Annotated in this window: 14 protein-coding genes; 10 read left to right on the top strand and 4 right to left on the bottom strand. The window is 55.8% G+C overall.

All coding sequences use genetic code 11. The features are described from left to right. Window positions 1-207: 207 nt before the first annotated feature. Entirely contained in the window at window positions 208-2,358 is a 2,151-nt protein-coding gene (locus tag OSO_RS47930) for an RNA polymerase sigma factor (protein ID WP_010583828.1), read from the top strand. A gap of 115 nt (window positions 2,359-2,473) precedes the next feature. On the opposite strand, the gene OSO_RS0113585 is transcribed toward OSO_RS47930, so the two are convergent. Then, window positions 2,474-3,106, bottom strand: a complete 633-nt coding sequence (locus OSO_RS0113585) for an NfeD family protein (RefSeq protein WP_157605178.1) — start codon at window positions 3,104-3,106, stop codon at window positions 2,474-2,476. 324 nt (window positions 3,107-3,430) lie between these two features. Between OSO_RS0113585 and OSO_RS0113575 the strand changes: the two genes are divergently transcribed. Further along, window positions 3,431-4,804: a DUF1501 domain-containing protein gene (locus OSO_RS0113575; RefSeq protein ID WP_010583826.1), complete on the top strand. Its 1,374-nt coding sequence runs from the start codon at window positions 3,431-3,433 to the stop codon at window positions 4,802-4,804. A gap of 76 nt (window positions 4,805-4,880) precedes the next feature. Here OSO_RS0113575 and OSO_RS0113570 read toward each other — a convergent pair whose 3' ends face one another. Beyond that, window positions 4,881-6,242 carry a hypothetical protein gene (locus tag OSO_RS0113570; protein WP_010583825.1) on the bottom strand — a complete coding sequence of 454 codons (1,362 nt, stop codon included), beginning with the start codon at window positions 6,240-6,242 and terminating at the stop codon, window positions 4,881-4,883. A gap of 693 nt (window positions 6,243-6,935) precedes the next feature. On the opposite strand from OSO_RS0113570, the gene OSO_RS0113560 reads away from it, so the two are divergent. The 6 genes from OSO_RS0113560 to OSO_RS0113530 all read left to right on the top strand — a co-directional run bounded on the left by OSO_RS0113560 (window position 6,936) and on the right by OSO_RS0113530 (window position 15,752). After that, window positions 6,936-7,337 (top strand): BlaI/MecI/CopY family transcriptional regulator, encoded by a 402-nt coding sequence (locus OSO_RS0113560; protein WP_010583824.1) that lies wholly within the window; start codon window positions 6,936-6,938, stop codon window positions 7,335-7,337. A gap of 10 nt (window positions 7,338-7,347) precedes the next feature. Then, window positions 7,348-10,020: a M56 family metallopeptidase gene (locus tag OSO_RS0113555; RefSeq protein WP_010583823.1), complete on the top strand. Its 2,673-nt coding sequence runs from the start codon at window positions 7,348-7,350 to the stop codon at window positions 10,018-10,020. Between the two features lie 292 nt (window positions 10,021-10,312). Then, entirely contained in the window at window positions 10,313-12,079 is a 1,767-nt protein-coding gene (locus OSO_RS47925; protein ID WP_010583822.1) for a sigma-70 family RNA polymerase sigma factor, read from the top strand. Next, window positions 12,076-13,932: a trypsin-like peptidase domain-containing protein gene (locus OSO_RS47920; protein WP_010583821.1), complete on the top strand. Its 1,857-nt coding sequence runs from the start codon at window positions 12,076-12,078 to the stop codon at window positions 13,930-13,932. Before OSO_RS47925 ends, OSO_RS47920 begins: the two co-directional genes overlap by 4 nt. A gap of 187 nt (window positions 13,933-14,119) precedes the next feature. After that, window positions 14,120-14,830, top strand: coding sequence for a tol-pal system YbgF family protein (locus OSO_RS0113535; RefSeq protein ID WP_010583819.1), 711 nt, complete (start codon window positions 14,120-14,122; stop codon window positions 14,828-14,830). Then, window positions 14,820-15,752 carry a hypothetical protein gene (locus OSO_RS0113530; RefSeq protein ID WP_010583818.1) on the top strand — a complete coding sequence of 311 codons (933 nt, stop codon included), beginning with the start codon at window positions 14,820-14,822 and terminating at the stop codon, window positions 15,750-15,752. The genes OSO_RS0113535 and OSO_RS0113530 overlap by 11 nt, the downstream gene beginning before the upstream one ends. Window positions 15,753-15,807: 55 nt before the next feature. Here the strand turns inward: OSO_RS0113530 and OSO_RS0113525 are convergent, their stop codons facing one another. Continuing rightward, on the bottom strand, window positions 15,808-17,169 hold the full coding sequence (locus OSO_RS0113525; RefSeq protein WP_162130540.1) for a carboxypeptidase-like regulatory domain-containing protein: 1,362 nt from the start codon (window positions 17,167-17,169) through the stop codon (window positions 15,808-15,810). A gap of 439 nt (window positions 17,170-17,608) precedes the next feature. Next, entirely contained in the window at window positions 17,609-18,361 is a 753-nt protein-coding gene (locus OSO_RS0113520; protein ID WP_010583816.1) for a flagellar hook-basal body protein, read from the bottom strand. 444 nt (window positions 18,362-18,805) lie between these two features. Between OSO_RS0113520 and OSO_RS0113515 the strand changes: the two genes are divergently transcribed. Continuing rightward, window positions 18,806-19,498, top strand: coding sequence for a flagellar hook-basal body protein (locus OSO_RS0113515; RefSeq protein WP_010583815.1), 693 nt, complete (start codon window positions 18,806-18,808; stop codon window positions 19,496-19,498). A gap of 15 nt (window positions 19,499-19,513) precedes the next feature. Then, window positions 19,514-20,305, top strand: a complete 792-nt coding sequence (gene flgG, locus OSO_RS0113510) for a flagellar basal-body rod protein FlgG (protein WP_010583814.1) — start codon at window positions 19,514-19,516, stop codon at window positions 20,303-20,305. The last annotated feature ends 4 nt before the right edge of the window (window positions 20,306-20,309 follow it).

Here is a 20,309-nt window from a genome sequence, read left to right as displayed (position 1 = left end):
GTTTTTTTGCATCTGGGGAAATTTTCCTTTCTTTTTGCCGTTTCTTGGGAATTGTTCAAATGAGCGTCTTCGGCAAAGCTCTATTTTGCTAGACGAGCTGAAATCGGGACACCGTTCAGACCGTGATCGGTTGCGTGAGCAATCGTTTTGTACGCTCCGTGACCGCTGCGCCTGGTTGCTGTGATGACATTTAGCAAGCTGTGATTCATGAATGAACTGAAATTTCAAACTGGACAGGCCGATGTCACTACCGGAACGACCGACGTGACCGACAGTCAGCTATTGGCGCGATTCGTCACGCAGCGTGATCAAACGGCGTTTGAGGCGTTGCTTGATCGGCACGGGCGAATGGTATTTGGTATTTGTCGCCGGATCCTCAAGCGACATCACGAATCAGAAGACGCGTTCCAGGCGACATTTCTGAGTCTGGCTCAGTATGCCGCACAAATTTCACAACCGGCGTTGCTTGTCAGTTGGCTGCATCGTGTTGCCCGCCACGCCGCACTCAAAGTGAGAACCGCTGCTTCCAAGAGGCCACGAATCGAACCGAGTGGAGAGCTTGAGATGGACATCGCGGTTGAATGCTCGCCAGATTCTCCTACCCTCTGGGCAGATGTCTCACCGGTATTGGACGAGGAGCTGGCGCGGCTTTCTGACCCGTTGCGGTGCGTGGTGATCCTTTGCGACATCGAAGGGAAAACGCGCAAAGACGCTGCTCGCCAGTTGAACTGGCCTGAAGCGACGGTCTCGTCGCGATTGATGAAAGCGCGGTCGCTACTGGCCGACCGCCTGACGCGGCGCGGGGTTGCGTTGTCGGCAGTCACGCTCGCCGTATTGCTCACTCAGAATGCGGCAGCTGCAGCCGTTCCGGGACCGCTGGTGGCCGCAACACTCACCACCGCCGGGGTTGGCGCGACCCAAACGACAATGGCCACCGGAACATTCTCGAAGATCCTGTCGATGCTCGGGTCTATCAAGCATTCGGTGGTTCTAGCCACAGTTGCACTGACAGTTGTCGCAAGTACGCTGATTGTGGCGGCAGGTATCGGTTTAAAGCCAAAACCAAATGCAAACGAACTGCGACTTGCACTCGCACCAATTCCACTCGTGCCGCCGTTTGAAGAGATCGCAGCGGCCTATCGCCAGAACTATGCGACCATCCAATCGATCCGCGTCGAGTATCGCATCCGCTCGGAAACACTGATGGATCCTGAGGTCCTGTGGAAGGGGTGGCGCCGATCTCCCATTCCAGACGAAGAACGAACGGCGAGTCTGGTTATCGACCACCAGAAGACGCACTACAGCGAACGATCTCGCTTTAGATCCCTCAACTTCATCGCGGATGAGATCAAGAAGAAACAACCGCAACGGTTCGTGAATCTCAACGCCCCTGCGACATCGGTGTTGTCTTATCGGGAAATCCTCGAGTGGAGTCCCCGCGCACGGATCGAGACTCGGGAGAACATCCAGGTCTACGACGGCTCGGTGGTCAGAAACAACAACAGCGGCCTTGAACTCAAAGATGATCAACATGTCGCGCGTCCGAATTTTGTATTTCAACTTCCGTCTCAAATGGATCGGGAGATGTTCAATAGTCGAAACTATCTGGATCTGATTCAGTTTGGCATCACAGGTGCCGCACTTCCCCATGACTTCAAGTACAGGCAGAGACACCGTCTTTCTGATCTTTTGTCACAAGGTGTTTGGCACGTCGTCACGGAGCATGAGCAACTTGATGGTTCCGACTGCGTGGTGATCGAGTCCGCAGATACCGACAGGTTGTGGCTGGATCGCAATGCGGGGTTTGCCCTAAGACGCCAGACCAAACAACGCCCGTATCGAATCGACAATGAATTCTGTGACCTGCGTCAAGTCGCGGGTCAAATCTGGATGCCTCGGCGAATTATCGAAACCCGCTATGCCGAGAACATGGTTCCAAAGGACTATCTCGGAAGGCCGGCAGTCCGAACCGAATACGAGTTGACGTTCATCGAATTGAATCAGCCGGTTTCAGACGAGTACTTCCAGTTGGTACCGCCTGAGCACTCGACGGTGTTTGACCTGACTTTGAAACCTCTCGACGCGAACGGCAAGCCGATCGAAACAGGTACGATTCCAGGCAATTCCTTGCAGGCACGCGATTCTCAACCTTCCGACGCGACGGCTGCCCCGAAGGTGGCCCTGCAGGCGCAGATTGAGCTTGGAAAACAGATTCCGTCTGCCGATTCTCGGCCGGATGTTGGGCAGACACCGCAATTGTCAACCGCCGCAATCTTGATTCGTCGGTTCGTAATCTTGAATCTTGTGGTGCTCCTGATCGCTGTTGGCTTCATCGTCTACAGGCGTCGATCCCGATAGATCGTGAGAGTGCGCTTGTGGAATACGGTCAGCCACCGGCGCATCGCGAGCCGTGGCTGACCGACCGTCGGATGCCGTCGCCCATGCCGTATTGTGTCACGGGAAACGCGACAGATCAGCCGCGGGATTCGACGGGCCGCACGATGAACATGCGATCTTTTCGCGTGCAGACTTCCACGAGCTGTCCCGCATCGATCATTGTGCCATCGAATGAGGTCGCGTCGAATCGAGTTCCGTTGTATTCAATTTTTCCAGTGGGGCGCAGTGTCGTGACAACGCTGACCAACTGCTGGTCGAGATTGGGAATCGAGGTGTCTTGTCTCGGGGCCAGTGATACGGCCGGATCTGGCGGTGACAGCACCACCAGATCGTGCTCGGGAAAGCCGAGAATGAATTGCTTCAGCACATAGATGGGCAAAAACACCACGAACGCGACAACAAATCCGGGAAAATCCATCGCTAGCAAATTCAGAAATCCGGGTTTCTCATGCAGCGTCGCGAGGGGACTCAGGCAGTATAGGATCAGGGCCACGATCACGAACCAGTGGACACCGAGTCCCAGTGCTCCGCACATCAGGAGCCATCCCGCACCATAAACGACACCAAGTCGTGCGGCAATCAAACCGGAATTGCGATACGAACGTCCGACACTCGACTGCCGCGTCCAATGGACCCAGCCGAGCGTGACGGCCATTAAGATCGTCAGGCCGAACATCGCTTTCAAAATCGCGAACGGTTCAAGAAACATCGGGGCAGGCCAATCGATCAAGGCAACTTTGTCGATGCAAGGAACCCTCGTTATATCGTCGACCTCGGCCAGACGAAAACCCGTGACGAGAACGGGCGTGGCGAGTCCCACGGATTGTGTCGAGGTCGTGGCACGGCCCGGTTTCGTTCGGGAAGACTCACTCAAACCTGTGACAATTCTTCCAATACCCGAAAACCTTGGCTCATTTGCCATTCGTGGGAATTGCGACTGGGCTTGAGGCGTCCCATCGTATCGATATCATATGACGCATCAACAAGCAGAAATGCGAAAGAAGCGAATGACTGGGAACTGTAAGGAATCTTCATGCTGACAATTCTTGGCCGTCGCCCATCGACGGCGGGGCGATTCTGCGATGGAATCTCACGCCGTGATTTTATGACAGTGGGTGGTCTGGCACTCGGTGGAATCAGCCTTGCCGATGCGTTGCGGGCCGAGTCGGCGTCGAAGACCGGGCATTCGCACAAGGCGATCATCAACATCTACCTGCCGGGCGGACCGCCACATATCGATATGTGGGACCCGAAGCCCCAGGCCCCCGTCGAGATCCGTGGCGAGTTCAATACGATCCAGACGAACGTCCCGGGGATCGAAGTCAGCGAGATGTTCCCGCGCATGGCCCAGATGATGGACAAGTTCATCCTGGTCCGTTCACTCTCCGATTCCGATGGTCTTCACGACGCGTATCAGTGTATGACGGGGCGACGTAAGGGGGGACGCACACCTCCCGGTGGGTGGCCTCAAGGGGGAGCTTGGCTTTCGAAACTACAGGGGCAAGTGAATCCGGCAATTCCCGCGAACGTCGCTTTGATGTACGCGACAGGAAATCGTCCGTGGGGCGAGACGGGTGAAGGCGGATTTCTCGGCGTGGCGCACTCGCCCTTTAACATGTTGGGGCGTGAAGCACGAAGCAGTTCTGAAAACATGGTGCTCCAGGGTGTCACGCTGGAGAAGTTGCGCGACCGGACATCTTTGATGGCCTCGCTCGACAAGTTCAAACGCTCGGCCGATCAGCGGGGCCAAATGGAAAGCATGGACGTCTATGCGCAGCAGGCCATGGGCATTCTGACAACGTCGAAATTGGTCGACGCGCTGGATCTGTCGAAAGAAGATCCGCAAACCGTCGCCCGGTATGGCAAAAGCAGCGAAGAGTTCCAGCGGGACGGCGCACCGCCGATGATTGAAAACTTCTGTGTCGCCCGGCGACTGGTTGAGGCTGGTGCACGGTTCGTTTCAATGAACTTCAGTCGCTGGGACTGGCATGGTTCTGACGGGATGAATTTTCCGAAGTGCCGAGAAGAGTGCCCTCGTTTGGATCAGGGTCTTGCGGCCTTGGTGTCAGACCTGCACGAACGGGGACTCGATCGCGATGTCGCGGTGGTGGTCTGGGGCGAATTCGGCCGCACTCCGAAAATCAACAACACGAACAGTCGCGACCACTGGCCAAAGGCAAATACCGCTGTCATGGCAGGTGGAGGGCTGCGAACAGGTCAGACGGTAGGATCGACGGATCGGTACGGCGAGCAACCGAATTCGCGGCCGACGACATTCCAGGAAGTCTTTGCAACGCTCTACAAAGCGGCGGGCATTGATGTTCAGAATATTCGCGTCTTCGATCTGGCGGGAGTTCCACAGTACCTTGTCGATCCCGGCAATGATCCGATCCGCGAAGTGATCTAGCAGATTCTGTCGGCAACGCACTCGGTATCCGCTCGCGGCTGACTACGAAGTGTGGTCCACTGCCGGATTGTTTTGGTCACGCGACGATGTCGAAGTAACGATAGGCCGGTGTGCTATCCGTCAACCCGTCGTTCGTCACGAAGGCAAACCGACGAACGAGCGTGTTGGGGTTGCTGCTCAGGTTCTGATAGGCCACCGCTCGAAGCGCCGCCTCGTAGTTTGCGATCGAATCTGTGCCTGTGAGCGTCAGTGTGCCCGTTGCCGCATTCCAGCTTCCCGTGATGCGTGGCGTGTCGTCAAATGTCAGCCGATCTTGCCCATTCACATAATTCGTATCAATGCGCACGGTGGCGCTCGTAAGCGAGGTGTGATCCGGGTCAGTGATGCTCAGCGTCGAAGTGACTTTGGTCGGAGACGAGTTCACACGGTATGAACCTCGATCGGATTCCACATTCGAAAGGACCGGTGCCGTGTTGGTTGGATTGGCATTCAGTCCTTGATCCGTCGCGAAGAGGTATTGCGGCAGATCGGCCGGACTGCCGGATCCAGGTGTCACCGTGTAGTTCGCCACGAACTGAAAGAAGCGTGGGGAGGCGCTGGGGTCCAGATTGAGGTTTTTGTAGGTCACAGACCTTGCAGAGGCCTGAAAGTTTGCCGTCGGATTCGAGCTCGACATGACAAGTGTACCGCTCGCCGCATACCAGTTGCCGGGAACCGATGGTGTTCCGTTCGACGACGATTGGTCTCCACTATCGCCGGTATAGTAGACATCCAGCACCGATACGCTGGCAAAAGTTCCGCTCGTGGTCGGCGTTAGATCGACGCTGTTCGTGAGAGGCGTGCCAGGCGTCCCCTGCACTTCGGTGCCATCACTCTGTTCCAAGTATGCGCTCGTGGACTGGAAATACATTCCTTGGAAACCGAACGTGCTGGCATTCACGCCATCGCTGACTTGAACTGCAAACACGCGCCCGACGTTGTTAGTCGGATGGGCGTTAAGGTTTTGATACGAGACACTTCGCAATGCTGCCTGATAATTTGCGACGGTGTCCGTACCCGATAGCGTCAGCGTTCCCGTGGCCGCATTCCAACTGCCAGTGATGTGTGGGGTGTTCGTGAACGACAGCAGATCTTCGCCACGTGCATAATAGTTCAAGGCAATCTGAACGGTCGCGCGGGTGATCGTCGTGCTGTCGGTCTCCGTGATCGTCAGCGTCGGTGCGAGAGGTGTCGCTGGTGCGCTTTCGGTAAAAGTGAACGCACTTTGAAGACCGCCAAGGGCCGGGGCGGCGCTGAGCATTTTTCGACCTTCGAGAATCTCAACAATCGCCGTAACACTGTCGTCCGCGCGCCGCCGTGATCGACGATCGTTGACGACCGCGATGGAGGATGAACAGCGGGGGCCAGTGAAGAATCCGATCAGCCGATGGAAAAGCATCTGGCATTCCTTTGCCAGTCCGATGGGCTATCAAGACTGGTTGAAAAGTTCCGATCAGGAGACTTTTCGATCCGATGTGGCGTTCCGATTGAGTTCATTAGTTCAGTGTGTACAAGCTTGCACAATCCGCAAGCTTGTTTGTCTTGAATCCACTCACGGCATTGAGCAAATGACGGTCGAGCGGCGTTCAGGTGTTCAAGTTTGCCGATCAAGTCGATTTCGTCGACTTTGCCGATCGCGTTGCTGCTTTCGTCGTTTGAATATTGGATCGCGTGGTGGAGGGACGATGTCCTCCGTACTGTCGCATACGTCTTCGCCTTGATCCATTGATTCCTCTCGTGAGGCTAGTCATTTCGCCTCCCAGCGACATCCACAAGTTTGACTGTCAGAAACGGCGCGAACGGCTGGCTTTTCCTCGGCAAGGCGTACGCTTCGAGCGAAGAAGAGCAGGCGGGCCACACAGGGCGTTCATCGAGTTTCTCGGGCTCGCTAGGACCCTCCCCGGCATTCTCGGCGGCAACGATGCTCGAGGTTGATATACACGATATGCAAGACGATTCGACTGTGTTGCTGGGGCGCGGATCAGGTCCTTGTTGCACCAATCGATCCGAAATTCATGCTTGACGACGTGTGTCGTTTGACTACACTGACGACACGCGTCGTTTGAGTGATGAGATGGATCGGAGGTCAAAAATGGCGAAGCCGGAGGGCACGTTGACTGCTGCCCAACTTGAGATTCTGGAGGTGATCTGGAGCGGTCCGCAGACGGGGTCGACGGTCACGGAGATTTGGGACGCGATCACGACACAGCGTGAAGTGACGCGAACGACCGTCTTGAATCAAGTCGATCGCTTGGAAAAGCGGGGATGGCTGCATCGTAAGAAGCACGATGACGGCTTTCGTTATGTCGCCGCGTTCGCTCGCGAAGTCGCGACGCGAAGTGTGGCTGAACAGTTTGTCGAAGCGTTTTTTGGTGGTTCCGCGGCCGACCTTGTGTCGAGCCTTCTCGGTTCGAAGAAGTTGAAACCCGACGAAGTTCAGCGGCTGCGAAAACTGCTTGATTCGGGATCGTCTCCACGCAAACCAAAACAATAGGAATCACTCGATGCACATCGATTCGTTGAAATCGGGTTCGGGCGTGCTGCTGTTGAATATTGTGGTGGCGTCGATCGTCGTTGCAGGGGCGGGATTGCTTTTGAGCCACCTGGTGCGTCGCATGTCATTGCCAATCCGGCATGGCGTGCTGACCGTGACCTTGATGCTGACAGTCGCGACTCCGCTTCCCAGTTGGCTCGCGAGTACTCGAGATCTTGGCTTGTTGACTGTCCGTCAAGGCGACACATCGCGCAGCGCGATGGCCCTGCCTGTGAAAACTCCCGCAACGCAACAAATCAAGTTGGCGGATGCGTTGCCTCGTGACACGGGTCTCGTTTCTGCAGAGTCGACTCCGAATTCCTCCGGCGCTCTGTCTCAAGCTCGTCTCGCCACTTCACCAGCAGGGACTCAAACGCCTGTTCCAGGCTGGAAATGGTTGAAGAACTGGGACGCTTCCGATGTCGGTGTCTGGCTCATACTGATCTGGTGCGCTGGAATGTTCTACCTGACGCTCCAGCTTGCGCGGGGTTTGCTCGTCGTGCAACATCTGAGACGGACGCTGAAACCTGCAACGAATCCTCGCCTGTTAGCGGCGGCCAAAACGGCACTTGCGGCATCGGGCCTGAGCGAAACAACACCGATCTACGAATCGCGCCTCGCACCGGCTCCATTGACGCTTGGATGGTGGCGATGTGCGATCGTGGTTCCTGAGGGAGTGGTGGAAACCCTTGATGAGACCCAATTGGTCTACGTGCTGGCGCATGAAGCGGCCCACATACACCGCCACGACACGTTATTTGCGTTCTTTCAGCAGATGACGGAAATCGTCTTGTGGTGGAATCTGTTCGTTCGAAGGCTCAACGGGCGAATCCACGTTCTGCGGGAGCAGATCTGCGATGACCATGTCGTGAAGCACTGGGGCGACGGGCGGCCGTTGGCGCATGCCATTGTGAAAGTCGCCGAGTGGTCAAGCGTCCGTGCTGTGCGTCTTCCTTTGGTGGCGCCACTCTTCGATGATTTTGACGCCATCGAACAACGGATCACACGTTTGACCGATTCCGATCGTGCGATCACGCTGCGGCTGAACGTGGCAACGGCGATGATGGTGACTGCAATCGGCATGAGCCTGGCAGGAATTCCATTCGTCCCGCTCATGCGGACTGAGCGTATTGCGGCGGCGGCCGATGACATTGTTGATGATGGGAAATCGAACTGGGAAGTACGAGTTCAGATCATTGATGAAGACGGTCAGCCCATTGCGAGTCCCCGGATTGGGATGGCTCGGACAGGAGACCTGGCGGACGCGGAATGGCATGTCGGTGACGCGGACGGCCAGTACACGCTGACGTTTCCGAATCGACATCCCAGGTATCTCTATCTGTATGCTCGCGCGCCTGGCTATGCCCCCATGCGAGCGTTCTGGGGACGCCGAGGACAGGATTCAGAAGATCCCCTGCCCGAAGAATTCACCTTTCAGATGTCAAAGAGTACATCGGTGGGTGGCGTCGTGCTTAACCCAAATGGTCAGCCACTCGAAGGAGCGACGGTACGTTTCTCGGCCGGTGATCATCGAGCAGGGTTGCTGCGTCGTGCAGAGTCGAGCTTCAACGGAGAGACGTACGTCACTGACAAAGACGGAAAATGGCGGTGTGACTTGGTTCCACCTGGAACGACAAGCACTACTTTCAGTGTGACTCATCCCGATTTCGCAACGAATGCAAATAACTACAGTGTTGACCACCAGATGGATCAGTTGCGGCAGTTCAAACATACATGGAAGTTAAGGCCTATCTTTGACATCAGCGGTCGAGTGGTTGATGAAGACGGGAAGCCGGTGGCGGGTGCGGCGCTGGTGCTCTGTGAATTGAATGGGCATCACAGTCACCCGATTCAGATCACAGATCAGGATGGCCAGTATCGATTTCGAGCGGTCTCGCAATCACAATATATTCGGGACACACAAAGTGAAATCGCACTGACGATCTCGATTGTGAAACCTGGATATCAACCCGTCTTCGAAAAAGTTCCAGGGTTCGGCCGACGGCCACTCGCGAATTCCACTGAGAAACAACGGATCGTCGACTTCACGCTAAGTCCAGGTGTCACGCTGTCATTCCGAGTCGTCGACGGAGAGGGCCGGCCAGTACAGAATGCCTGGATCAATTACAAAAGTTGGCGCAACACGGATGCTCTTTCAACGTTACAAAGTCACGGACTCCCTGAGCGAACCGACGAGAATGGGCTTTACCAGTGGACCGATGCGCCGCCAGGGGATGTCATCGAATTTGATGTCGAGGCGAAAGGATTCGCCAGGGTTATCAATCGGAAGATCAAATTCGATCTCAATGGAAACGATGAAACGATTGTCATGACGCGACCACAGGTCCTCGTTGGCTCTGTCATTGATGCAGTGACGAAACAGCCGATCGAGAATTTTGTCTTTGAAAAGGCGTTCGAAAACGTGGGTGGGTACGCGGATGGGCTTTATTGGGCTCCGTCTGAGGGCACCATCGGCAAAGCGGGAAGGTATCGAGCCACGATCACAATGACGCCAAGCCAAGGACGTTATACCTATCGAGTTCGTGCCGATGGCTATGAAGCCGCCGTAAGCAAGTCGACGCCATTTCAAGAAGGCGAAACGGAGATCAACTTTGAACTGAAGCGATCCGATGAGGCCGAGTGACCGCATGTACTTGGGGGCAACGCATTGGGCGGCATCTCTGAAATGTTGCTGTCCGATGCGTGACAGTTTTTGTCTTGGAGACCTCCCAGAACGACCTGGTGGATGTCATTTCATCGCAGAATTGTCGAGTTTCACCTCGCTTTCATTGTTGTTGAAAGAAAAACCGTGCCGTTGATCCGGGTGAACGCACTATGACTTTGTCGGCCATCGTGACACGATCAGGCTCTTGCCGGTGTGCCGACGAGATCGAGCGACAAAAAGTGCCCTTTATGCCACCTTGGTGAAACAGGATATGAGTCCGGAGAATCAAGACGTCCGAAGTGATGAGGATCTGGTTCGCACGTTCATCCATCAACGGGATCATCGCGCGATGAATGCCATCATCGTGCGACACGGTCCGATGGTGATGGGAGTCTGCCGGAGCATTCTGCGAAATCCGCACGCCGCGGACGATGCCTTTCAGGCAACGTTTCTGGTGCTGCTGAACAAGGCGCGATCGATTGGCAAGCCCGCATCGCTTGGTGCATGGCTGCATGGAATCGCCTGCCGCATCGCGAAGCGAGCCAGAGCGCAGTCACTGCGAACCTTGCGACAAGAATCGAGGCCACTCGAGATGATTTCGACCGATCCGGGAGCGACGGATCCCGCCGTCATGCTGCCCAACGAGGAAACACTGAGTCTGATTCATGACGAGATCGCACAAATGCCGGAACGGTTTCGTGTCCCGCTCATCCTGTGTGCGGTTGAAGGCGAGCTGAAAGAAGACGTGGCCCGGCGGCTTGGCTGGTCTGTTGGATCGGTCAAGGGGCGACTCGAACGTGCACGCGACATGCTGCAGCTTCGACTCAAAAAGCGGGGTGTGATCCTGCCAGCGGCTGCCCTGACGACCCTGTTGGCGCAACAGGCGACGGCGCAGGTTCCCGCCGCGCTCGCCGCCGCAACGATGACTGCCGGAATGCAGTTCGTCTCTGGAACCTTGATTTCAGGGACCGAATTGACTGCGAATGCCATTCAACTGTCCCAAGGAGCGATCCACGCCATGCTGCTTGAAAAACTGAAGATGGTGGTTGTCTTGGCGTGTACGGCAGGTTTCGTGGTGGGAGGATCGGCCGTGATGGTGCGTGCGATGTTTGCCGCCCCGCCGGCCGACACGGTGGTGGCTCAAGTCGCTCAAGCGGGGCCCAAACCGTCGGAAGCAAACTCCCGCCTGCCTCAAAAATCACCGTCGAATGCCGCGCATGACAACGCCCCCCATTGGGCGGGTCTTGACGAGGCCGAGATTGACGAAATCTCGCTACGTCATCTGCGTGCGGTCATCTTTGCCGTTCACGCGTATCTCGATGCAAAAAAGACGTTCCCGCCGGCGAGTGTTCCCAATCCGAAACTGGCTGCGGAAAAACGTCTGAGTGGACTGGTATTGCTGCTCCCGTATCTCGGAGTCCGTCCGTCATTCCTGCCCGAAGACCACCCTGCATGGCAGAAATGGCATGCCGATAACGATGCGGCGCGGAAACTGTTCAATCAGATCGATCTGGGAAAATCCTGGGATGATCCTGCAAACGCCGTGGCGGCAAAGACGCTTGTCACCGAGTTTGTCTTGCCGAGCGGAGCACCGCTTCGCAATCAAAAGGGCTACGCGATGTCTCACATTGCGTTTGTTCGGGGGACTGCCGATTCCGACAACGGCGCCTTTCCGCTGAATCCTTCGAAACCACTGAAGATTTCCGACTTCCCCGACGGGACATCGGCGACACTCGCCCTCGGGCAGATTCAAGAAAAGCTGGGGCCCTGGATCGCGGCCGGTCCGTCGACGGCCCGGTTCCTGATTCATCCTTCAGCGAACAGCAAATCTCCGACCTTTGGAAGTCAGTTTCCCGGCTGTGCCTATGTCGCCAGTTGTGATGGGTCCTGCTATTTCCTGGATCTCAAACGTACGGACAAACGAATCGTCCGCTTCATGGCCGAGCGTGCCGATGGTGAAGTCTACAATCCAAGTTCGGATGTCTTCCGGTACTCGACCGCGTCGGAATGGAAAGCCTTGGGAAAGGTCGCAAAATGACAACGCCGCGCGTCTGGCAAATCATTGTTGCGATCGTCGTCACGGCGGCCTGTGGTGGCAAACTAGTCCGTGCCGAGTCGGATGCCGTGGCTGGTGGAAACGAACCGTCCAGGCCGATCGCGAAAATGAAGGAACGTGAGTTTCGCGCCCAGCAGACCATTCAAAACGTTCTTCCGGCCATCGTGGCCGTCGATGGCCCTTATCCCAAGGCGTTCCAGATCGATCGTGGAGATCATTTTGCCGCCTGGTGTGCTTCAGGAGTGATCATCAGTGCCGATGGTTTGGTCTTGTCGCAGTGGCATGTGTCACATCAGGGGGGACTGGCCGTCTGGCGTAATCCCGGGGATGAGACCGACATCATTCTTCAAGACGGTCGTCAGCTGAAGGCTGAACTCTTGGGGGCCGACCCTGTTCGCGACCTGTCTCTGCTCCGAATCCGTGAACCGGGCGAGTATCCCCATCTAAAACTTGCTAAGCCGAACAGTGTTGCTCAAGGAGATTGGGTACTAAAGCTCGGTCACCCTTTTGGCTATCGCCCCGGTCGAGGTGCGGTGGCTCGCTTGGGACGCGTCATTTATCTCGGGGAATCGGTGGATCTCGTTGCCGATTGTCGGATCTTCGCGGGCGACTCTGGCGGTCCTTTGTTGAATCTCGATGGGGACGTGATTGGAATTGTCGAGAGTTCCGCGAATCCTCAAAACGCGAGTTGGGTTCAGCCTGCCCGGTCAGGCGGCCTCATGTGTTACACGAGTGTCTCGACAATCGAACGGCTGATGCCGACGCTGCTGAATCCCCCGCGTGGCGATAAGCCAGAGCAGGGCATCTATGTTCCCGACTTGCCAGAGTTCCGCGCATTGAATTCCCAGCGAAGGATCGAACTCTCCGGCAAGGTGGATGCGCAGATTCTGCCCGCGGCCGAGTGGTCACAGGGCGAAAAAACGCGAGGGGCGTGGAATTCTCTGACTGAGCCATCGTCAGGAATGCTCGTGGAAGTCTTGCGCGGGGAACGCCGTGTCGCGTACGGAACCGTGATTGGAACCGATGGACAGATTCTGACGAAAGCGAGCGAAATTTCCGATGATGCATGTTGCCGATTTACCAACGGCGAGGTTCTTTCCGCGCGAGTTGTGCGAGTCGATCCGGCGTGGGATCTCGCGCTGCTCAAGGTCGAGGTCTCTGGTCTGCGAGCGGTTGAGTTGAGCGACCAACCTGTGAGAACGTCGGGACGATTCGTGGCGGCTCCCGACGCGCGTGGGGGCTCGATTGGTGTTGGAATCGTGAGCGTGGCCCAACGCAATCTCGAAGGCCCATTTCCGTCGATAATCCGTAAGGCGGCGCCATATCATCCGAAGGCGGCACCCCCCGGCGTTCTTGGCGATTCTCTGGAAGGTGGTGGCTTGCGAGTGAAACGCGTCAAAGGGTTTGCCGCCAGCGCGGGAATCACATCTGGCGATCTCATTCTGACCGCGAACGATCAGCCGATTCATCAAACGCGGGATCTTCACCAGGCTGCCGAACAACTTCGACCTGGCGACACTTTGCAGATCAGGCTGGTGCGAAACGATCTTCCCGTCGAACTGGAACTGCCACTGGAAGAGGTTCCCTATGTTGAATGTCCTGGCGCGGGGGGGCGGTATCGAAATTCGAGGGCGGATGATTTCCCGTGCGTCTTTGAGCACGATATTCCACTGCTGCTCGACGAGTGTGGTGGCCCCGTGATCGATCTCGATGGCCGTGTCATCGGGATCAACATTGCCCGTGTCGGCGAGCACGGCTGTATGGCAATCCCCGCTGATTGCATCAAGTCGATCCTGTTGCGATGGAAACACGGCGACGCGGCCCCGACGAAGTAACCACCGCACAGCTTCCTGCCGGTGAAAATGGGGCTGTCTCCCTCTCGGTTCCGCGAACAGTGACGATGTTGCGTTCTGAATTCCGATTCAATCGCCGCGACGGAAGTCTGTCGACATCTCGACAAAGGAAAAAGAGACAGTATGTCGCAGATTTGTTGAAATGAGAGAAAACGCGAGGTAGTCTGATATGACCAATCAGGCCCGGTCAGAGGCAGATGGCATCATCCGTTCCATTCGCGAGTTCGATACGACAGGAGAGATCATGAAAACGATCGCCTTGCGGACCTACATCGTGTTGATTTTTGTTCTGGCTTTGGGACGTGTGTCATCTGCTGCGGATGACCAGGTCATCGAAGAATTGCGGAAGCAGATTGCGGAACTCAAAGAACGTGTCTCGCAACTTGAGAAGATCAACGCCGTCAAGACTGACGGTGATCGTGCTCAGGGACGCGTTGACGTCCAACGCGGAAAAGCGCGCGAGCGGATGAAGAAAGACGCCCAGGTCTATTCGCAAAAGCAACTCCGTGAAATTGAGAGCCTCTACCAGGTTGCCAACCAAAAATGGCAAACGGAGGAAGGGAAGAACAGTCTGAAAGAACTGATTCAGAAATACGACAAAGCGAATCGCACTGGATGTGCACTGCTCTATCTGGGGCAGATGAGCAAGGGCGCTGAAAAGGAAGAGTATCTCAATCGCGCGATCGCCGATTTTAGCGATTGCTGGTACGGCGATGGTGTTCAGGTGGGACCTTTCGCTCGATGGATGTTGGCACTGCACTATCGTGACGGTGAGCAGGCTGAAAAATCAAAATTGCTCATGGAAGAACTAAAGACACGCTATCCCGATGCCATCGATCACCAGGGGAAGCCTCTGTCGGAGGTGATCAATGTCGAGTAGAGTCGTGGTCCGTACTGATCTGACTCACGTATGCGGCATCGGACTCATGGTCGTCGCCTGTCTGCTGCAGGGAACTTTTGCCCCGTCTGCCTGTTCGTCGGAAGAAACTCCTCAATTGCGGGCCGTTGATCCCACGGGCGAGGCGCTACGGGATGTTGTGATCCGCAGCATTCGAAAAAACTACTCGCAGCTTCCCTCGCTCCGTTGCAAACAGATCACAACAAGTGTTGATCTCACGACTCCAGCCCGGTCGACAGTTGAATCAGATCTCCTCCTTGCGTCGGGTAATATGCGGATTGAGAGTTTGCACCAGGAACAGAACGAAAGATGGTCGGTTTCCATGCAGAACGATGTTTACACCGTGCTGTTTCCTGCCCTCAAGATGGCGCGGCGAACCTTTCGTGAACATCTCGGCGAAGACAACATGGACCCCCGGAATGTCGGCGTGCTAGGACAGAAGCAGAAGTTTCTGAAGGAACTGAACCTGCATCAACTTTTGCGACATGAGACGATCGAATGCGATGGATCAGAACGCCTGGTCTTCGATCTCGCGGATGAGCATGTCCATACGGGCATGATTGTGCGAACTCGCTACGAATTTGATCCGGCACGGAACTACCTTCCAACACGGATTGTGGGCGAAGATCCTGCTTGGGGGCGAGTTGCCTGGGTTCAGGACTGCGAGTATCAAGAAATCATTCCGGGAACGGCGTGGTTTCTGAAAAGCTCACGATTGAGGTACTTTAATCGTCGGCGATCCAGTCGTTCTGATACCAAAATTTGGACGAAGCAAGTGTCGACCGAGATTGTCGGCGAAGTGCGGACGAACGAGCCGATTGCCGAAAGCGAACTCGAAATCACGATCCCGGACGACGTCAAGTTCTTTGATCAAACGATAGGGCACTCAAGACCCGTGCGTTAATCCTGAGATGAAATTCTCACTCGAGCGGGCGAGGTTCGCTGAACACGTCGGGTCGTCACTTTGCTTTGAGAATGATTTCGGCGTGTTCTCCCATTTTCAATTCAATGGTGATGGGGTCTGTCCGTTGATCCGAACGACCGGGATTGGGCGTGCCTGTCACGACGTATCGATCCGCGGGGATATGCTCAAGCTTGACGACCCGATCGGCGTTGATGGCTACTGTGCCACCCCATTTGCCAACTTGTTCCCCACCTTCCGGCGCGATATGGACTAGGTAATTCGTCGGTGGTATTGCGTCCGCGAAATCGACGGTCACAAGCAGCGTAGCCGACAGGTCCATCTCCAGCTTCAAATCCGTCGTGGGGATTGTGATCTCTTGTCCCAGTCCAGCCCGAACATAGCCGGGTTTATAGACTCTGACATTCGCAGCGCTGATTGGCAAGGATTTGATCGTGAAGTGGCCACCCGCATCTGTCTTGATCGTTTCTCCCTCAAGGAGGTCATATCGACCCGTATTCTTCACGTCAAAATCATGGATATCCACGCTGACATCTGCCAAAGGATGTCCTTGATGATCGACGACCTGTCCCGACACCGCAGCAGATTTCGACAAGCCCGAGTTGTACTCAAACCAACGAGCTTGGTTGTCGACTTTTGGATATCCAATGATTCGCGTGGCATACCCGTCTGCCGCGAGCACAAGTCGACACGGTTCTTGTGGCACTTTCGTCAGTAGCCAATGTCCTTTGGCGTCCGTCGCAACCTGAATCAGGTCTGTATAGAGATATTCGCCATTCGGCCGCCGCTCGCTTTTCTTCTGAAGCTTCAGCGTGGCGACTAGCGGCGATCGTGTGGCGACATCGACCACGTTTCCCTCCAGAACGGTGCCGTCGTCCTTCGAGAATCCATGGGCCTCAAGTCGCTGGTCCAGAATATCAATTCCATCTGGGACGCTCACGTTCGCCCAGCGGATCGAGCCTCCGGTATAGATCTCCAATTGCGCCAGAATGGCTGGGTCGGTTTTTCCGATGGAGCGTAGTCTCACTGAAAGTCGCCGCTGCGCCGTGCGCGCCTCTAGGTTCCAGACCATGAACGACCAATCGATTTTCGCGTCTTTGGCGTTTCCCTGACTTCGGGTGGCGTTGAGCCAGACGCTCGTGCCTGTTCCATCACGAAGGACAACGCGCTTTAGGGGGGTGTCGATCTTGGCGAAATCTTCCAACACGCGCTGGATGGCGACGTCATCGCCTCGACAATCGGCGAAATTTTGTCCTCCCCCCAATGCGGGACCCGTCCAATGGGCAACTCGACATTCTGTGTTAAAGACGGCTGCCGCACCTTTGGGCCAACCGGGGTCGTTTATCAGATCCTTTCCCTCGCCCCCCGTGATCAACGCCCACAAAGGCGCCGCGGACATCAAGGCGATCGCAAAGTAGGACGCCAGTCGCAAACGAGATGCCCTACCGAGTATTTGCCTGCTTTCGAGAGGCATTTCGCGTCTCCTTTTGACGAGATCGTAGTTCAATCGATCGGTCCAGCGAAGGACGTTCGATTAAGACGAGCTCTCGATCGTAAAAGTTCCAGACTCGGTGAGCAATTCTGGCTTTCCTCTCGCATGGACGTCGCGCGTTTGTCAGTTGTAGGAACCCGCTGTGGCACGGTTCGGCGTTTCAAATAAACAATTGCTGACTGACTTCCCTCGTCAGAATTCAAGAGGCGAAGTGCGGCGCGAAACATAAGATGAGTGTCACCAAGACGTGATAGACGTCCCAACGACGGACATCACGTGGCAACCGTCCTACAGAAAAATTCGTCGCGGCAACTCAGTCCGGAACGGGAGATTCGCGTTGTGACGGTCACTGGATGAGCGACAACGTGGACGTGATCATCTGGCTCGAAGCATTGACGACTTTGGAGTTTGCAGAGAATGCCTGTTGGGTCGTCACCATTTTGGCGAGTTCTGTTGTCACATCGACGTTCGATTGCTCGAGCGCAAACTGCTGGATTCGCCCGAGCCCTAATGTTCCGGGGGTTCCAGTGGTTGGCGGTCCCGAGTTCGGCGTTTGGCTGTACAGGTTTCCAGGCTCGATGCGTAGGCCTTCCTGATTCGCAAACTGTGCCAATTGGATTTGGCCAATGACCTTCGGCACGCCGGCGCTGGTACTGGTAATGATGGAAACCGTTCCATCGATCGCAACCGTCGTGGACAGGGTATTCGAAGGGATCGTGATTGGAGGCTGAACAATATAGCCCTCGTTCGTCACCAGCCGCCCGGTCGCGTCGCGGTGGAACGAACCGTCCCGCGTGTACTGAATCTGCCCGTCTTGCAATTGGACTTGGAAAAAGCCGCGTCCATTGATAGCAAGGTCATTATCACGCTGGGTGGGAACCGTCTGGCCCTGTTCAAATCCTTTGGGCGAGATTTCAGCGACCGAGATCCCGTTCCCAATTTGGTTGCCGTTCGGACCAGACGAGAACAGGTCCTGAAAGTTGATACCACTGGCCTTGAACGCCGTCGTGTTGATATTCGCCAGATTGTTTGACGTGTTGTTCAACGACGTCTGATACGCATCAAGGGCAGTCGATGCGGTAAACAGGCTGGTCAGCATGGATCGTTTTCTCGAAGGGTCCGTCCACCGAGGCAAATGTGTCTACGTCTGTTAGTCGAACGTGGCGCGTACTGAACATCAAAGACGGGCGGTCGAGCGACATCTGCCTTAAATCTGCTATGACCGGATTCACGGGTCTCTCCCCTTCTCTGCGAAAACTTCGCCATGCGTCAGCACGCTCAGCGCCGGCGACCGGCAATCCATGCCGCGGAAGGAATCGTGCCGCGCCAAGGCCTGGTCCGACAATCGCCATAACCCGCAAAGCTGGCAATCTGGGTGGAGTCGGCATAGCAGGATTATTGTGAGTAATCGTTACGGTCGGAAATGTCCGATCAATAGTACGGATGCCGCGAGAGTCATTTCATTCTCGTCGGTATCGGCAGAGTCTGCCGCTGATCAATCGATCGGCGGTGACGCCATTGCCAAGAACGGTTGAGGTGAACGGTGATTCGAGGACTCTATAGCGCTGCGGGCGGAATGCAGGCCAACTCCCTGCAACAAGACGCGTCTGCGCACAATTTGAGCCACGCGATGAAGCCCGGATATCGTCGTGAGGTCATTTGTTTTGACTCCATTGGGGACCGCGAAGAGATCATCGCACCGCGCGGATCGCTGCATACCGACTTTACACAAGGGACGATGGAGCACACGGGATCGCAACTAGACGTCGCGCTGGACGGCCCTGGTTTCTTTTCGGTCGAGGGACCAAACGGCCCGCTCTACACCCGCAATGGTGTGTTCCAGATTAGTACTCGCGGACAACTTGTCACGCCCGATGGGTTACCAGTTCAAGGCATCGGCGGAGGGGTTGCGATTCCGCTTGACGTTCAGAGTCTCGAGATTCAGCCCAACGGCGCTGTTCTTGCCGACGGGAACCAGATTGGACAGCTTCGTGTGACGGGATTTATGAACCCCAGCGAGCTGCAACGTGCGGGATCGTCCTATTTCCAGGCGTCGCCTGGGCAGGAAACGACGGCCATCGCCACGGACGTACGACAAGGTTACCGCGAAATCGGTAATACCACGGTCGTGCAGGAAATGGTCCAGATGATTTCAGGATCGCGGCTTTTCGAAGCGACGCAGCGAGCGCTGCTTCAAATCAGTGAAACCATCAGTCTCAATACGCGTCCACGATAACAGGCACTCTTCATCATGATGAAATCACTGTACACGAGCGCGACTGGCATGCAGGCGCATCAGACGGTCGTCGATACGACCGCCAACAACCTGGCCAACGTCGACACGACCGGATTCAAACGCAGCCAAGTCGAATTTCAAGACTTGCTGTATCAAACCGTCCGTGCGGCCGGTACCCAGGGTGCGATCGGCTACGAAGTTCCGACCGGGATTCAAATCGGTAGCGGTGTTCGCATCGCGGGGACATCCAAGGTCTTCACACCTGGTGTGCTCGAAAATACCAACAACGATTTCGATCTCTCGATTCAAGGTCAGGGCTTCTTTCAGATTCTGATGCCCAACGGCGAATTCCGGTACACCCGCGATGGTTCGTTCCGCACGAATTCCACAGGCAATCTGGTGACGGCCGACGGCTACAGCATCAATCCACCCATTACGATTCCCGCCGATACGTTGTCGATGACCGTGGGCAGTGACGGAACGGTGTCCGTCATCACGGCAGGTGCCCCCACGACAGCAACGACCGTCGGCAACATCGCACTCACACGTTTTCCCAATCCGAGTGGTTTGTCGTCGGAAGGACGAAACCTGTTTGCAGAGACTTCAGCTTCAGGGCCTCAACTGCAAGGTATTCCCGGATCGAACGGGCTTGGTTCGTTGACTCAAGGCTTCCTGGAACGCTCGAACGTGCAGGTCGTGACGGAACTGATTCGCCTGATCACAGCGCAGCGCGCGTTCGAAGCCAGTCAGCGTTGTGTGTTAACCAGCGATCAAATGCTTCAAACCACGAACAATATGATCAGGTAGTCAC

The sequence above is a fragment of the Schlesneria paludicola DSM 18645 genome (assembly GCF_000255655.1).
Taxonomy (GTDB): Bacteria; Planctomycetota; Planctomycetia; order Planctomycetales; family Planctomycetaceae; genus Schlesneria; species Schlesneria paludicola.
The sequence above is the reverse complement of the archived record's forward strand: the minus strand, read 5'-3'. Positions and strand labels throughout refer to the sequence as shown.

What these genes read in the sequence shown, in the direction of transcription:
- OSO_RS0113575 (WP_010583826.1), top strand. Translation starts at nt 3,431, where the DNA reads ATGCTGACAATTCTTGGCCGTCGCCCATCGACGGCGGGGCGATTCTGC.
- OSO_RS0113555 (WP_010583823.1), top strand. Translation starts at nt 7,348, where the DNA reads ATGCACATCGATTCGTTGAAATCGGGTTCGGGCGTGCTGCTGTTGAAT.
- OSO_RS0113520 (WP_010583816.1), bottom strand. Translation starts at nt 18,361, where the DNA reads ATGCTGACCAGCCTGTTTACCGCATCGACTGCCCTTGATGCGTATCAG.
- flgG (WP_010583814.1), top strand. Translation starts at nt 19,514, where the DNA reads ATGATGAAATCACTGTACACGAGCGCGACTGGCATGCAGGCGCATCAG.
- OSO_RS0113570 (WP_010583825.1), bottom strand. Translation starts at nt 6,242, where the DNA reads ATGCTTTTCCATCGGCTGATCGGATTCTTCACTGGCCCCCGCTGTTCA.
- OSO_RS0113530 (WP_010583818.1), top strand. Translation starts at nt 14,820, where the DNA reads ATGTCGAGTAGAGTCGTGGTCCGTACTGATCTGACTCACGTATGCGGC.
- OSO_RS0113585 (WP_157605178.1), bottom strand. Translation starts at nt 3,106, where the DNA reads ATGTTTCTTGAACCGTTCGCGATTTTGAAAGCGATGTTCGGCCTGACG.
- OSO_RS47925 (WP_010583822.1), top strand. Translation starts at nt 10,313, where the DNA reads ATGAGTCCGGAGAATCAAGACGTCCGAAGTGATGAGGATCTGGTTCGC.
- OSO_RS47920 (WP_010583821.1), top strand. Translation starts at nt 12,076, where the DNA reads ATGACAACGCCGCGCGTCTGGCAAATCATTGTTGCGATCGTCGTCACG.
- OSO_RS0113560 (WP_010583824.1), top strand. Translation starts at nt 6,936, where the DNA reads ATGGCGAAGCCGGAGGGCACGTTGACTGCTGCCCAACTTGAGATTCTG.
- OSO_RS0113535 (WP_010583819.1), top strand. Translation starts at nt 14,120, where the DNA reads ATGACCAATCAGGCCCGGTCAGAGGCAGATGGCATCATCCGTTCCATT.
- OSO_RS0113525 (WP_162130540.1), bottom strand. Translation starts at nt 17,169, where the DNA reads ATGTCCGCGGCGCCTTTGTGGGCGTTGATCACGGGGGGCGAGGGAAAG.
- OSO_RS47930 (WP_010583828.1), top strand. Translation starts at nt 208, where the DNA reads ATGAATGAACTGAAATTTCAAACTGGACAGGCCGATGTCACTACCGGA.